We start from the raw sequence: 14984 nt of genomic DNA, 5'->3' as shown, positions 1-14984 counted from the left end.
GGATGCCCTTAAGCCTCGTCCCCAGGGTGATGTAGCCCGCAGGCTGGCATCGAATGGGACGAATAGCATCCAGATGTATCCGATATTGATGAACGTTTCATCACAGTTGGATACAGGCGGTGCCTCACTCCACGTGTCGCCCGATGCTTGATAAAGCCGCTTGCGCGTCTGTTATCGGTTTGGTTGGACGATAGGCACCATTTCTTTGGCATCATTCGGAGGCTTATGAGGCATGGATTCGGTTTATTTACCGGCCATCATAAAAAGTTGAATGAGCAACTGACAAGTATCATGCATTATGCGTGCCAACTTTTCAATTATTTTTATATCATACTGATTTAAAGCAGTTTATTAATAAATTACATTTTCTATAGTGGTATTTCCGCCTGGCAGCGCTGTGCGGAAATTCACCATGCTGTCGCCAAAACACGACAACCTAAGTCAATTTATTTACCTACCTTAAAAATCAATAGCTTAGATGTCACCTTTTAGAGACATTCTTAATGGAGTTTGTCGCAAATTGCCGACAACCTGCAACTACGCCGAAAATCAGCAGATTAAATGCGACAGGCGAGTTTACTGGCCGGTGCGTTGCCGCATCGTTAAACACGCCGAGGGGGGCGTCTCGTGGCGCCGGGGGCTCAGGAGCGGGAAACTGTATCTGGGGTCTGGGGTCTGGGGTCTGGTTGCAAACTTTTCCGGGGTAGCCGATACCCTGGCACCCAGTGGCCAGGGTATCGGGCAACAGGGGCCGGGAACGGCCCCTGCGGCATTTAACCCAGTTGCTGGCGCGCGTTGCGGAACATACGCATCCACGGGCTGTCTTCGCCCCACTCGTCCGGGTGCCAGGAGTTGCTGACGGTACGGAACACCCGCTCCGGGTGTGGCATCATTACCGTCGCTCGTCCGCTGGCGCTGGTCACGGCAGTAATGCCGTTTGGCGATCCGTTCGGGTTGGCCGGGTAGGCTTCAGTGACCTGGCCGGCATTGTTCACGAAGCGCAATGCCACCAGCCCCTGACTTTCCAACGCAGCCAGATGCGCCGCATCACGGACTTCGACATGCCCTTCGCCATGCGATACCGCAATCGGCATCCGCGAACCGGTCATGCCCTGCATAAACAGCGACGGACTGGCCGCCACTTCCACCAGGCTAAAGCGCGCTTCGAAGCGATCAGACAGGTTGCGCACGAAGCGCGGCCACTGTTCTGCACCGGGGATCAGCTCACGCAGGTTGGACATCATCTGACAGCCGTTACACACGCCCAGCGCCAGGGTCTGCGGACGGTGGAAGAAGGCTTCGAACTCGTCACGTACGCGCGGGTTGAACAGAATCGACTTCGCCCAGCCTTCGCCTGCACCCAGCACGTCACCGTATGAGAAACCGCCACAGGCCACCAGCGTATGGAAGTCCTGCAGATCGCGACGCCCAGCCAGCAGATCGCTCATATGCACGTCGATGGCGTCAAAACCGGCGCGGTGGAACGCCGCCGCCATTTCAACGTGGGAGTTGACGCCCTGCTCACGCAGCACCGCGACTTTCGGCCGCACGCCCTTGGCAATATAAGGTGCTGCAATGTCCTCTTGTGGCGCAAATGTCAGCTTGACGTTCAGCCCCGGGTCGCGCTCATCCTGTTTGGCCTGATGTTCCTGATCGGCACAGTCGGGGTTATCGCGCAGGCGTTGCATTTGCCAGGTGGTTTCCGCCCACCAGGTGCGCAACGTGCTGCGGCTTTCGCTGTAAACCGGTTTGTCGCCCTGGGTTATGACAAAGCGATCGCCAGCCTGTACCCGGCCGATATGATGCACATTGTTGCTCAGGCCATGCCGGGCAAAAATCTGTTGCACCGCAGCGCGGCGTTCGGCGCTGACCTGAATCACCGCCCCCAGTTCTTCATTGAACAACGCCGCCAGCGCATCCTCACCCAACGCCTGAATATCCACCTCCACGCCGCAGTGACCGGCAAAGGCCATTTCCGCCAGCGTGATCAGCAAACCGCCGTCGGAACGGTCGTGGTAAGCGAGCAGCTCACGATCTGCCACCAGCTGTTGCATCGCATTGAAGAAACCGCCCAGTTGTTCAGCGCTGCGCACGTCCGCCGGTTGGTCGCCCAACTGGCGGTAAACCTGCGCCAGCGCGGTTGCCCCCAGCGCGTTGTGGCCGTTTCCGAGGTCGATCAGCAACAGCTCGGTGTCACCCTGATCGGTACGCAGCTGTGGCGTCACGGTATGGCGAACGTCTTCTACCCGGGCAAAGGCGGTAATTACCAGCGACAGCGGAGAGGTCATCTCGCGTTGCTCATTGCCTTCCTGCCAGCGGGTTTTCATCGACATCGAATCTTTCCCCACCGGAATAGTGATGCCCAGCGCCGGACACAGTTCCTCGCCCACCGCTTTCACCGCCTCATACAGGCCGGCATCTTCCCCTGGGTGGCCGGCTGCGGCCATCCAGTTGGCAGAAAGCTTCACGCGCTTGAGCGATCCAATGTCCGTCGCCGCCAGGTTGGTCAGCGCTTCGCCCACCGCCAGACGGCCCGAAGCGGCAAAGTCCAGCAGCGCCACCGGCGCACGTTCGCCGAGGGACATCGCTTCACCATAGTAGCTGTCGAGGCTGGCGGTGGTCACCGCGCAATCTGCCACCGGGATCTGCCATGGGCCTACCATCTGATCGCGCGCCACCATACCGGTCACGGTCCGGTCGCCAATGGTGATCAGGAAGGTTTTCTCTGCGACGGCCGGCAAATGCAGTACGCGTTTCACCGCGTCGGCCACGCTGATACCGTCGCGCAGCACCGGCTCGCCCCTGGCCTGCAGACGCGTGACGTCACGGGTCATTTTCGGCGTTTTGCCGAGCAGCACGTCCAGCGGCATATCGATCGGCTGGTTATCAAAATGACGATCGTTCAACGTCAGGTGGCGTTCTTCGGTTGCTTCACCGATCACCGCGTACGGCGCGCGCTCGCGGCGGCAAATCTCGTCAAACTGCGCCATCTGCGCTGGCGCAATCGCCATGACATAGCGTTCCTGCGATTCGTTACACCATACTTCCAGCGGGCTCATGCCCGGCTCATCGTTGAGGATGTCACGCAGTTCGAAACGGCCACCGCGGCCACCGTCGCTCACCAGTTCCGGCATGGCGTTGGACAGACCACCGGCGCCCACGTCGTGGATAAACAGAATCGGGTTGTCGGCGCCCAGTTGCCAGCAACGGTCGATCACCTCTTGGCAACGACGCTCCATTTCCGGGTTGTCGCGCTGTACCGAGGCAAAGTCCAGATCGGCGTCGGATTGGCCGGAATCCATCGAGGACGCCGCGCCGCCGCCCAGACCGATATTCATCGCCGGACCTCCCAGAACCACCAGCTTGGCGCCAACGGTAATTTCGCCTTTCTGTACGTGATCGGCGCGAATGTTGCCGATACCGCCCGCCAGCATGATCGGCTTGTGATAGCCGCGCAGTTCGAGGCCGTTGTGGCTATTGACCTGCTCTTCATAGGTACGGAAGTAACCGAGCAGCGCCGGACGGCCGAATTCGTTATTGAATGCCGCCCCGCCCAGTGGTCCTTCGGTCATGATATCCAATGCGCTAACGATGCGCTCCGGCTTGCCGAAATCCTGTTCCCACGGCTGTTCAAAGCCGGGAATACGCAGGTTGGACACCGAGAAGCCCACCAGTCCGGCCTTCGGTTTGGCGCCTCGACCGGTGGCGCCTTCGTCGCGGATTTCGCCGCCGGAACCGGTGGCCGCGCCGGGCCATGGGGAAATCGCCGTTGGGTGGTTATGGGTTTCTACCTTCATCAGGATATGCGTATCTTCCTGATGATAATCATAGCGACCGTTTTCCGGCGCCGCGAAGAAGCGCCCGACCTGCGAGCCTTCCATTACCGCGGCGTTGTCTTTATACGCTGACAGTACGTAGTCCGGCGTATGTTCAAAGGTGTTTTTGATCATCTTGAACAGCGATTTAGGTTGCTGTTCGCCATCAATGATCCAGTCGGCGTTGAAAATCTTGTGGCGGCAGTGCTCAGAGTTGGCCTGCGCAAACATATACAGTTCGATATCCGTCGGGTTGCGCCCCAAACCGGTAAAGGCATTCAACAGATAGTCAATTTCGTCCTGCGCCAGCGCCAGGCCCAGTTTGACGTTCGCCTTTTCCAGGGCACTGCGCCCTTCACCCAGCATGTCCACCGCCTGATACGGCGCCGGCTGGTGGTGAGCAAACAGCTTTTCCGCCTGTTGCAGATCGCTGAATACGGTTTCCATCATGCGATCGTGCAGCAACGCTGCCAGTTGCTGCCATTGTGCCTCGTCCAGCGTCGGCGCCGTGACGTAAAACGCCAGGCCGCGCTCCAGGCGTTCAACCTGCGACAAACCGCAGTTATGGGCGATGTCGGTGGCTTTGGATGACCAGGGAGAAATGGTGCCCGGACGCGGCGTCACCAACAGCAGGCGACCCTGCGGAGCGTGTTCGGCGAGAGAAGGACCGTACTTGAGCAAACGCGTGAGCTTGCTATGTTCTTCGGCACTTAGCGGTGCGCTAACATCGGCAAAGTGGACGTACTCGGCATAGATATCACTGACCGGAAGTTGTGCGTCCTGGCAGCGGGACAGCAGTTTGGTAACACGAAAAGCCGACAAAGCGGGCGAACCACGCAGTATTTCCATAATCAAAGTTCTCTCGTCTTCGAAGCAACTGACTCCAGTGCTTCATTGGGCGCAACAGGGGAAAACGCGCGCTATTATAGAGAATCCACGCCGCCGACGAAACCGTTTGCGTGGCGATAATTGATAAATCGTACTCTCACCGTCGAATTGTCATAACATGCCAATAAAGTTGCACGCTGGCGTTTTGTTACGCAAAATGCCCCGACACTGTTGATTTAACCATACCAAAAAACCCTTTCCGGCCTGCGGCAGACATGCATCGCCGAGAGACAACTATTTGAAACGAATAAAAATAAATTACATTCTTGTCGGTACCGTCACTCTGCTTCTGGCGCTTGCCCTCTGGCCGAACATTCCTTGGCGTAGCGGCCAGGATGGACAACTCGCAGAGATAAGGTCCCGCGGCGAATTACGCGTCAGCACCCTGAATTCGCCACTAACCTATTTCACCACCCCGCAGGGGCCGAGCGGCCTCGATTACGAGCTGGCAAAGCGCTTTGCCAACTATCTGGGGGTGAAACTGGTGGTTTTGCCGCATCAAAACATCAATGACCTGTTCGACGATCTGGATGATGACAACGCAGATATCCTCGCCGCCGGCCTGATCTACAATCAGGAGCGCCTCAGCCGCGCCCGCACCGCTCCGGCGTACTACTCGGTTTCCCAGCAATTGGTGTATCGCCTCGGTAGCCCACGGCCGAAAAACTTCGCCGACCTCAAAGGTACGCTGGCGGTGGCCTCGGGCTCTGCCCACGTCAGCACGCTGAAACAGCTCAAGAACGGCAAATTCCCCGATCTCGGCTGGCAATCCTCCAGCGATCTGACCTCCAAAGAGCTGCTGGAACGGGTGGCCGACGGCAAACTGGACTATACCCTCGGCGACTCGGTGACCATCGCGCTGCTGCAACGCATTCACCCGCAGTTGGCGGTGGCCTTTGACGCTACCGACGAAGAGCCGGTCACCTGGTATCTGAAACGCAGCAACGATGACAGCCTGTACGCCGCTCTGCTCGATTTTTACAGCCAAATGGTGGAGGACGGCACCCTGGCGCGCCTGGAAGAAAAATACCTTGGTCACGTCGGCAGCTTCGATTACGTCGATACCAAAACCTTCCTGTCGGCCATCGACTCAGTGTTGCCGACCTTTCAACCGCTGTTTGAAAAGTATGCCAATATCATCGACTGGAAACTGCTGGCCGCCATTGCCTATCAGGAATCCCATTGGAACCCGCTGGCGACGTCGCCGACCGGCGTGCGCGGCCTGATGATGTTAACCCGCGCCACCGCCGAGGGGCTGGGGGTCAATGACCGTCTCGATCCGGAAGAAAGCATTCAGGGCGGAGCCTTGTACCTGCAGCGCCTGATGGACAAAATGCCGGACACGGTGCCGGAAGACGAACGCGTGTGGTTTGCCCTGGCAGCATACAATATGGGCTGGGGGCACATGCTTGATGCACGTAAACTGACGAAAATGCAAAAGGGCAACCCGGACAGCTGGGTTGACGTCAAACAGCGTTTGCCAATGCTCAGCCAGAAGCGCTATTACCCGCAGCTGACCTATGGCTACGCCCGTGGTCGCGAAGCGTATAACTACGTGGAAAACATCCGTCGCTATCAGGTCAGCCTGGTGGGCTATTTGCAGGAAAAAGAAAAGAAGGCGGCGCAAACGGCGCAGGCTCAGGTGGCTCTCGGCCGCGGCTACCCTGCCGTAGCGCCCGATTTGGCGCTCAATCTCGATTAATCGTGCGGTTTTGCCGCCCGCTGCGCCAGCTTCAGCGCTTTTTGCTGCTCGCGGCGCTGGCGAAAGAAGTTGCTCAACGTAGCGGCACACTCCTCGGCCAGCACCCCGGCGGTAATGTCTACCTGATGGTTCATGCCCGGATGGCGCAAAATATCCACCAGCGATCCGGCTGCCCCGGTCTTTTCGTCCGATGCGCCGTACACCAGACGGCGAATACGGCCGTGCACCATCGCTCCGGCACACATCACACATGGCTCCAGCGTGACATACAGCGTGGCGTTCAACAGCCGATAGTTCTGCAACACCGCACCGCCCTGTCGTAACGCCATGATTTCCGCATGCGCGGTCGGATCGTGTCGGCCAATCGGCCGATTCCAGCCTTCGCCAATAACCTGGTTGTCGAGCACCAGCAGCGCACCCACCGGCACTTCACCCTCTTCCTGCGCACGCAGGGCCAGCGTCAGCGCCTGTCGCATCCAGTAGTCGTCGTTGTATTCAGTCATCATATAAGTCCTCGTGCGCGTTGCGGCGGGCATTATACACAGTAGGACAGCTCGACTCCTCTTTTGTCGCCAGCGGCTGAACGCAGCCATGCGGCGCATTGACTGTCGGGCAAACCAGGCACCACGGCGTTGGCCGTTCCCCCTATGCCACAGCAGGCAAAAAAATGCCGCTCAGGTTTACCCGAACGGCATCAGCCCCAGCTCACCCGATGTATCACTCCAGTTGCTGCAGCTCACCCTCTTTGCTGACTCGCCAGCGATGCTCGCAGAAAAACAGCAACGGGTTATCCTGTTTGCTGTCGCTGTAACCACTGTATAATTTCAGCGGTGCGCCAATGCGTTGCTCAAGCTGCATCACCTTTTGCACCCCCAAACAGCGCATTGCCAATATCCAGCCGCCATAGCGAGGCGCAATACGGCTGCCCACCAGACGTACCCGCGGCAGAAAAGGCGAATCCTGATAGACCTGCTCCACCAGGCGTTCTGGCGAGCCGGTAATCAGCCACACTTCGGCATCATGCTCATCCAGATATTGGCGCAGGCGCAGCTGTACCACCGGGAAGGCGGTGACTTTTTGGCGGAAATAGTTAACAAACTGCAATTCCAGCGCCTTCAGCCTGGCCTCCGAGCGACCGAAGGTAATCGACCACAACAGCACGCTCATCGGCCAGCGCGCAGCACGACCGGCAACCAGCATACTGATGCCGACCACCGGCAACAACGGCACCACCAGCAATAAGTTCAGTGGCAAACGCCGTAATAAAAAGCGCAAGAAACTGCCAAACATATCTTCCTGATGCAGCGTACCGTCCAAATCGAAGAACACAACGCGGCGGCCTTCCTCAGCCTGTTGGCGTGCTTTGTTACTCAAGCGCTACTCCTCAGGATCGTTGAAACCCATAAGCCAGGTAAAAATGAAGCCCGCTATAATCGTAATCAGCATACCTGTCAGATACAACATCACCTTACCTGATACGATGGTCAACGCCAAAGGCAGCCCTGAAATGCCAAAGGTGATCACCGTCGCCACTTTCCAATAGCTGATCAGTGCTCCGCCCACCGCACCGCCGAGACAGGCGGCAATAAACGGCTTACCGAGCGGCAGCGTTACGCCAAAGATCAGCGGCTCGCCAATGCCCAGCACGCCAACCGGCAGGGCCCCCTTAATCACCTTCTTTAAACGTTCGTTACGGGTTTTCAGCAGCACCGCCAGCGCCGCCCCCACCTGGCCAACCCCGGCCATCGCCAGAATCGGCAACAGTGGGTTGGCGCCGTGCGCCTGCACCAGCTCAACGTGGATCGGCACCAGCCCCTGATGCAGTCCTGACAGTACCAGCGGCAGAAAAACGCCCGACAGCACCGCCCCCACCAGCAGACCGCCCTTGTCGATCGCCAGATTGGCACCGTGGGCGATGGCATCGGAAATATAACCGCCGAGCGGCTGAAGCAGCACTATCGCCAGCGATGCGGTAATCAAGGTGGTGAATAAGGGATTGAGGATCAGTTCAAGCGATTCCGGCAACAGTTTACGCAGCCTTTTTTCCACCCAGCACATAAAGGCCACCACCAGCAGCACCGCGATCACCCCGCCACGCCCCGGCTGCAGTGCTTCGCCAAACAGGGTGATCTGCGCCAGCTGCGGGCTGGAGAGGATGCCGGCCATTACGCCGCCCATAGCCTGTGAACCGCCAAACACCCGCGCCGCGTTGACCCCGACCAGAATATTCATAATGGCGAAAACCGCGCTGCCAAAGACAGCCAACAGCCCCAGCATATTCGGATAGCTCAACGCAATGTCGCCGGCGATATCCGGGCGTTTCAAGATATTGATAATGCCGGTTATCAGCCCCGAAGCGATAAACGCCGGTATCAGCGGAATAAACACGTCGGCCAGTTTCTTTAACGCGTCGCTCATCGGCGCGGCATACCTGGCCTTGGCGACGGCCTTGTTACGTGAGATGTCATCCGCCGCCGACGCCGGTGGCGCACTGCCAAGCAGCGCCTGCATGGCGTCCACCACTTTGGCCGCCGCGCCCGGCCCGACGATAAACTGATGTTGATCGCCCTGCTTGATATAGCCTTTTACCCCGTCCAGCTTTTTCAGCAGCGCCAGATCGAGACGTTGCTCGTCGCTGACTTCTACCCGTACCCGAGTCATGCAGTTTTCCAGCTTGAGAATATTGCCTTCGCCGCCGATGCCCGCCAGAATTTGTGTCGCCAGAGCCGTTGTCTTGTCCATCGCCTGCCTCGAAAGTGGATTAACCCGCCAGTGCCGCACGCAAGAAGCCGTGGTGCCGTTGCAAACGCCGCTGCGCTTCGTCAGCGCTGACCTCGGCCAGTATCATCAGGATCGCCGGTTTGACCTCAAAGCCGGTTTGCGCCAAAGCCGCCTCCGCCTGGCTACGGTCGGCGCCGGTAGCCTCGGTCACAATGCGACAGGCGCGATCGACCAATTTGACGTTGGTCGCCTTAACATCGACCATCAGGTTCTGATACACCTTGCCCAGCTTGACCATCGCCCCGGTGGAGATCATGTTCAGCACCAGTTTTTGCGCCGTGCCGGACTTCATGCGGGTCGAACCGGTCAGGGCTTCCGGGCCGACCACCGGTGAAATCGCCACCTGTGCCTCTTGGGCAATCGGCGAATCCGGGTTGCAGGAAATTGCCGCCGTCGGGCATCCCAACTGGCGCGCATAGCGCAAGGCGCCTATCACGTACGGCGTACGGCCAGATGCCGCCAGCCCAATCACCATATCGGTCGCGGTCAGTTGCAGATCGCGCAGATCGCGCTCACCCAGATCGGCGTCGTCTTCCGCCCCTTCCACCGCCTTCAGTAGCGCGCCCGGCCCGCCAGCGATCAGTCCGACCACCACGCCGTGCGGTACGCCAAAGGTCGGCGGGCATTCCGATGCATCCAGCACCCCCAGGCGACCGCTGGTGCCGGCGCCGAGATAGATCAGCCGACCGCCGGCCTGCAATGCCGTCGCAGTCAGATCCACCGCCTGCGCGATCTGTGGCAATACCGGTTCGATCGCCAAAGGCACTTTGCGATCTTCATGATTAAAACAGGTCACCATCTCCAGCGTGGACATTTCGTCCAGCCGCAGCGTTGCCGGGTTACGGGTTTCAGATACCAATGCGCCCAGGTTCATTTCATCACCTTTGAATTTTTAATTCACAATGTTGATCCAATACTTGAATATTTTATTCAACAAAGCGAGCACTATTTGCTATTTTAACGGGGAGCTCACAAAAAATTTTCGCTGCGCGTTTTCATGCTCAACGTGGCAGAATGCCGACTGACATCAAGGAATAAATAATGAGCACCCTTCTTCGCATTCGCCAAATGTATCCTGCACTGGCGCAGAACGATCGCAAGCTGGCCGATTTCCTGCTGCACAACGCCGAGCAGGCGCGTCATCTCAGCTCGCAAACGCTGGCTAAAGTGGCTGGCGTCAGCCAGTCCAGCGTAGTCAAGTTTGCCCAGAAAATGGGCTATAAAGGCTTCCCGGCGTTGAAACTGGCGCTAAGTGAAACCCTCGCCCAGCCGCAAAGCGCCCCGGTAGTCACGGTACATAACCAGATACTCAGCAGCGACGCGCTCAAAACCGTCGGTGAAAAATTACTGGTGGAAAAGCACGCGGCCCTGCGCGCCACGCTGGATATCAACAGCGAAGAACGGCTGCACCAGGCGTTAAGTATGCTGCGCGCGGCACGCAGGGTAATACTGATGGGCATTGGCGCATCCGGGCTGGTGGCGAAAGACTTTTCCTTCAAACTACTCAAGCTTGGCGTGATGGCAGTTGCCGAATCGGATATGCACGTCCAGCTGGCGGCGGTGCAGGCGCTGGACAAACAGGATTTACTGGTGGCCATTTCGTTCAGCGGCGAACGGCGTGAAATCAACCTGGCCGCCGAAGAAGCCCGTATCGCCGGTGCGCAGGTACTGGCTCTGACCTGCTTTTCCCCCAACGGCCTGCAACAGCGCGCCGATCACTGCCTGTATACCATTGCGGAAGAGCCCAATACCCGCAGCGCCGCAATCTCGTCCAGTACCGCGCAGTACGCGCTCACCGACCTGCTGTTCATGGCGCTGATCCAGCATGATTTAGACCACGCACGCGATCGGATAAAACACAGCGAACAGTTAATGAAAAAACTGGTATGAGGCGTATAATTCGCGCTCCGCTTAAATACCCTTAAAAATGATGAGAGATAGTTTATGGCCCTGTTAATCACACACAAATGTATCAACTGTGACATGTGTGAACCAGAGTGCCCGAATCAGGCGATCTCGATGGGCGAGGATATCTACCAGATAGACGCCGATCGCTGCACCGAATGCGTTGGACATTACGAGACGCCGACCTGCCAGCAGGTGTGCCCGATCGATAACACCATCATTATCGATCCCGGCCGGTTGGAAAGTCAGGAACAGCTGTGGGACAAGTTTGTGGTTTTGCACCACGCGGACCGGCTGTAAGCTTGCCGGTAACCGGGCGCCGCTCGCCGCGCCCGTCTGAAGTCAACCTTCGATAATCACCGTCGCACAGGCATAGCGCCGTTCGTCAGCCAGCGAGACGTGAATTGAGCTCACTCCCATCTCCTGCGCCAGCTCGGCTGCGCGCGCGTGCAGGCGGATATTTGGCTTGCCCAGGCCATCATTGAACACTTCAAACTGATTGAAGGCCAGGCCGTTGCGAATGCCGGTACCAAACGCCTTGGCGGCTGCCTCTTTGACCGCAAAGCGTTTGGCCAGAAAGCGCACCGGCTGCTGATGCTGCTGATACACCGCCCATTCCGCATCGCTCAACACCCGCCGTGCCAAACGATCGCCGCTGCGCTCCACCACCGCTTCGATGCGCGCCATCTCGACAATGTCGGTACCTAGGCCCAGCACTGCCATTAGCGACGCGCTTCCCGCATCAGCAGCTTCATGTCGCTGACCGCGGCAGACAGGCCGCCGATCACCGCCTGGCCGATAATCGCATGGCCGATATTCAACTCATGCATTTCCGGCAGCGCTGCGATCGGCTGCACGTTATGGTAGGTCAAACCGTGCCCGGCGTTGACCTTCAGGCCTTTTTGCGCCGCGTAGTGCGCCGCCTGAGCGATGCGCTTCAGTTCGGCCTGCACCGCCAGCTCGCCCTGCGCCTGTGCATAGGCACCGGTATGAATTTCGATATACGGCGCGCCTACCGCCACCGCAGCATCAATCTGCCGGTGGTCCGGGTCGATAAACAGCGAAACCTGAATGCCGGCCTGGGTCAAACGCTCAACCGCCAGCGTCATTTTGTCCAACTGCCCCGCCACGTCCAGCCCGCCTTCGGTGGTCACTTCTTCGCGCTTTTCCGGCACCAGGCAGCAAAAATGTGGCCGTAGTTCGCAGGCGATATCCAGCATTTCATCGGTCACCGCCATTTCCAGGTTCATACGGGTCTGGATGGTCTGGCGCAGAATACGTACGTCACGATCGGTAATATGACGACGGTCTTCGCGCAGGTGAACGGTAATGCCGTCCGCGCCGGCCTGTTCGGCGCTAAACGCCGCCTGCACCGGATCGGGGTACTGGGTTCCGCGCGCGTTACGCAGGGTGGCAATATGATCGATATTAACGCCGAGCAGCAAATCAGCCATGACAACCTCTAGATTACGATTTCAGTGTCAGCAGTTTACACGCAGCAGGAAAAGCGCAAAAGCAGAAAGCGGATTACGCGTCGTCGACCGGCGTATCGGGCTGCTTGCGCACAAATTGACGAAACAGTTCGCGGCTTTTAAGCGGTTTGCCGCCCAGATAGGGTTTTAATGCCATACGGGTGAAGCGCTTGGCGGCACGCAGAGTATCGGCGTCGGGAAACTGGCGCTCGGCCAGCGCGCGCAGTTCACGCCCGGTAAAGCTGTAATGGTCCACCACCAGACTGGCAATAAAGCCCTTTTCTTCGCGATAGCGGTAGGTCATACCGTCGTCAACCGGCTCACCGCTGCCAGCACAGTGCAGGAAGTCGACGCCGTAACCCAGGTGGTGCAGCAGGGCCAGCTCGAACTGGCGCAAGGCCTGTTCCGGTGAACGTTCGGCGGCCGCCAACGCCTGCAAACATTGCAGATAGTCGAAAAACAGCAGCGAATAGTCGGCTTCCTGTTCCAGAACCCGCGACAGCAGTTCGTTCACGTACAGGCCGCTGTAGAGCATCATGCCGCTGAGCGGTAAGCCAAGGGAAACCGCTTCGGCATTGCGCAGCGTCTTGATGTCGCCACGCCCGCCCCAGCGGACTAACAGAGGAGTAAAGGGTTGCAGGCACCCCTTTAGATTGGAACGGCGGCTGCGCGCGCCTTTTGCCAGCAAGCGCACCCGTCCGTGGCCTTCGGTGAACAGATCCAGCATCAGGCTGGTTTCACTGTACGGCCGCCCATGCAGGACGAAAGCGCGCTGCCAGCCTTCCATCGGAAGTTACTTCAGATCGTCGACATAGCCCAGGCTACGCAGCGCACGTTCGTCGTCCGCCCAGCCGGATTTTACCTTCACCCACAGTTCCAGATGCACTTTGGCTTCAAACATCTGTTCCATATCCTGGCGGGCTTCGATGCCGATGGTTTTGATCTTCGAGCCTTTATTGCCGATGACCATTTTCTTCTGGCCTTCGCGTTCAACCAGGATCAGGCCATGGACATCATAGCCACCGCGATCGTTGGCGACGAACTGTTCGATTTCGACCGTGACCGAATACGGCAGTTCTTCACCGAGGAAACGCATCAGCTTTTCGCGAATGATCTCCGACGCCATAAAGCGCTGGGAACGATCGGTGATGTAATCTTCCGGGAAGTGATGCTCCGCTTCCGGCAACAGTTTGCGCACGATGCCGGCGATGGTGTCCACGTTCATGCCTTTCTCGGCAGAAATTGGCACCACGTCGAGGAAGTTCATCTGCTGGCTCAAGAAAGCGATATGCGGCAGCAGCTTGCCTTTGTCAGCCACGTTGTCGACCTTGTTGATAGCCAACAGTACCGGGCATTTCAGGCTGCGCAGCTTATTGACCACCATTTCGTCGTCGGCGGTCCAGTTGGTGCCTTCAACCACGAAGATAACCAGCTCAACGTCACCGATCGAACTGCTGGCGGCGCGGTTCATCAAACGGTTGATGGCGCGTTTTTCTTCGATATGCAGCCCGGGAGTATCGACGTAAATCGCCTGATAAGGCCCTTCGGTGTGAATACCCATGATGCGGTGGCGCGTGGTTTGCGGCTTACGCGAAGTAATGGAGACCTTTTGCCCCAGCAGTTGGTTCAACAACGTGGATTTGCCCACGTTTGGACGACCAACGATCGCGATAAATCCGCAGTATTGTGTTTCTTCGCTCATTCAAGCTCCAGCTTTTTCAGCGCTTGTTCCGCTGCCGCCTGCTCGGCTTTACGGCGACTCGAGCCAGTGCCCACAACGGGCTCGCTCAAACCGCTCACCTGGCAGTGGATGGTAAATTCCTGATCGTGCGCTTCACCGCGAACCTGCACCACCAGATAAGAAGGCAACGGCAGATGTCGACCTTGTAAAAACTCCTGCAAACGGGTTTTTGGGTCTTTCTGCTTATCACCGGGGCTGATTTCGTCCAGTCGGCTGCGATACCAGTCCAGAATCAGTCGTTCAACGGTCTGGATATCACTGTCCAGGAACACGCCGCCAATCAATGCTTCCACCGTATCCGCCAGAATCGACTCGCGGCGGAAACCACCACTTTTCAGTTCTCCCGGCCCAAGGCGCAGGCATTCGCCCAGATCGAACTCACGCGCCATTTCCGCCAGCGTGTTTCCGCGCACCAGCGTGGCGCGCATGCGGCTCATGTCGCCTTCATCAACGCGCGGGAAGCGGTGATAAAGCGCATTGGCGATGACGAAACTCAGGATAGAGTCACCCAGAAACTCAAGACGTTCATTGTGTTTACTGCTGGCGCTGCGGTGAGTCAACGCTTGCAGCAAGAGCTCCTGCTGTTGAAAAGTGTAGCCCAGCTTCCGCTGCAGCCTGTTTATTACGATGGGGTTCATGAGTTACCAATAGATCAAGAATGCGTCAAAAACTTTGCAGCA

Annotated in this window: 13 protein-coding genes; 3 read left to right on the top strand and 10 right to left on the bottom strand. The window is 58.0% G+C overall.

All coding sequences use genetic code 11. The features are described 5' to 3' along the window. Positions 1–773 precede the first annotated feature (773 nt). Positions 774–4664, bottom strand: coding sequence for a phosphoribosylformylglycinamidine synthase (gene purL, locus NYE85_RS10075; protein ID WP_259004583.1), 3891 nt, complete (start codon positions 4662–4664; stop codon positions 774–776). Positions 4665–4941: 277 nt separating this feature from the next. On the opposite strand from purL, the gene mltF reads away from it, so the two are divergent. Next, complete coding sequence (mltF, locus tag NYE85_RS10070) at positions 4942–6405, top strand: membrane-bound lytic murein transglycosylase MltF (protein ID WP_259004582.1); 1464 nt, start codon at positions 4942–4944, stop codon at positions 6403–6405. Here mltF and tadA read toward each other — a convergent pair. The 4 genes from tadA to murQ form a co-directional block, all read right to left on the bottom strand. Continuing rightward, the gene (gene tadA, locus NYE85_RS10065; RefSeq protein WP_259006297.1) at positions 6402–6908 is read right to left on the bottom strand and encodes a tRNA adenosine(34) deaminase TadA; all 507 of its coding nucleotides are present in this window, start codon (positions 6906–6908) and stop codon (positions 6402–6404) included. The genes mltF and tadA overlap by 4 nt on opposite strands. Before the next feature lie 214 nt (positions 6909–7122). Then, positions 7123–7779, bottom strand: a complete 657-nt coding sequence (yfhb, locus tag NYE85_RS10060) for a phosphatidylglycerophosphatase C (protein WP_259004581.1) — start codon at positions 7777–7779, stop codon at positions 7123–7125. Between the two features lie 3 nt (positions 7780–7782). Beyond that, entirely contained in the window at positions 7783–9147 is a 1365-nt protein-coding gene (locus NYE85_RS10055; RefSeq protein ID WP_259004580.1) for a PTS transporter subunit EIIC, read from the bottom strand. A gap of 19 nt (positions 9148–9166) precedes the next feature. Beyond that, positions 9167–10060, bottom strand: coding sequence for an N-acetylmuramic acid 6-phosphate etherase (murQ, locus tag NYE85_RS10050; RefSeq protein WP_259004579.1), 894 nt, complete (start codon positions 10058–10060; stop codon positions 9167–9169). Between the two features lie 167 nt (positions 10061–10227). On the opposite strand from murQ, the gene NYE85_RS10045 reads away from it, so the two are divergent. Together NYE85_RS10045 and NYE85_RS10040 are read left to right on the top strand one after the other, a co-directional pair. Further along, entirely contained in the window at positions 10228–11076 is an 849-nt protein-coding gene (locus tag NYE85_RS10045; RefSeq protein WP_259004578.1) for a MurR/RpiR family transcriptional regulator, read from the top strand. 54 nt (positions 11077–11130) lie between these two features. After that, entirely contained in the window at positions 11131–11391 is a 261-nt protein-coding gene (locus tag NYE85_RS10040; protein ID WP_259004577.1) for a YfhL family 4Fe-4S dicluster ferredoxin, read from the top strand. Between the two features lie 42 nt (positions 11392–11433). On the opposite strand, the gene acpS is transcribed toward NYE85_RS10040, so the two are convergent. The 5 genes from acpS to rnc all read right to left on the bottom strand — a co-directional run bounded on the left by acpS (position 11434) and on the right by rnc (position 14942). Further along, positions 11434–11814 (bottom strand): holo-ACP synthase, encoded by a 381-nt coding sequence (gene acpS / locus NYE85_RS10035; protein WP_259004575.1) that lies wholly within the window; start codon positions 11812–11814, stop codon positions 11434–11436. Further along, the gene (gene pdxJ, locus NYE85_RS10030) at positions 11814–12545 is read right to left on the bottom strand and encodes a pyridoxine 5'-phosphate synthase (protein ID WP_259004574.1); all 732 of its coding nucleotides are present in this window, start codon (positions 12543–12545) and stop codon (positions 11814–11816) included. The genes acpS and pdxJ overlap by 1 nt, the downstream gene beginning before the upstream one ends. 73 nt (positions 12546–12618) lie before the next feature. Further along, positions 12619–13350 carry a DNA repair protein RecO gene (gene recO, locus NYE85_RS10025; protein WP_259004572.1) on the bottom strand — a complete coding sequence of 244 codons (732 nt, stop codon included), beginning with the start codon at positions 13348–13350 and terminating at the stop codon, positions 12619–12621. A gap of 6 nt (positions 13351–13356) precedes the next feature. After that, positions 13357–14265 carry a GTPase Era gene (gene era, locus NYE85_RS10020; RefSeq protein WP_004959552.1) on the bottom strand — a complete coding sequence of 303 codons (909 nt, stop codon included), beginning with the start codon at positions 14263–14265 and terminating at the stop codon, positions 13357–13359. Then, positions 14262–14942, bottom strand: coding sequence for a ribonuclease III (gene rnc / locus NYE85_RS10015; RefSeq protein ID WP_004929158.1), 681 nt, complete (start codon positions 14940–14942; stop codon positions 14262–14264). Before rnc ends, era begins: the two co-directional genes overlap by 4 nt. Positions 14943–14984: the final 42 nt, after the last annotated feature.

Origin of the sequence: Serratia sp. AKBS12, assembly GCF_024793895.1 — a bacterium.
Classification (GTDB): Bacteria; Pseudomonadota; Gammaproteobacteria; order Enterobacterales; family Enterobacteriaceae; genus Serratia_F.
The sequence above is the reverse complement of the archived record's forward strand: the minus strand, read 5'-3'. Positions and strand labels throughout refer to the sequence as shown.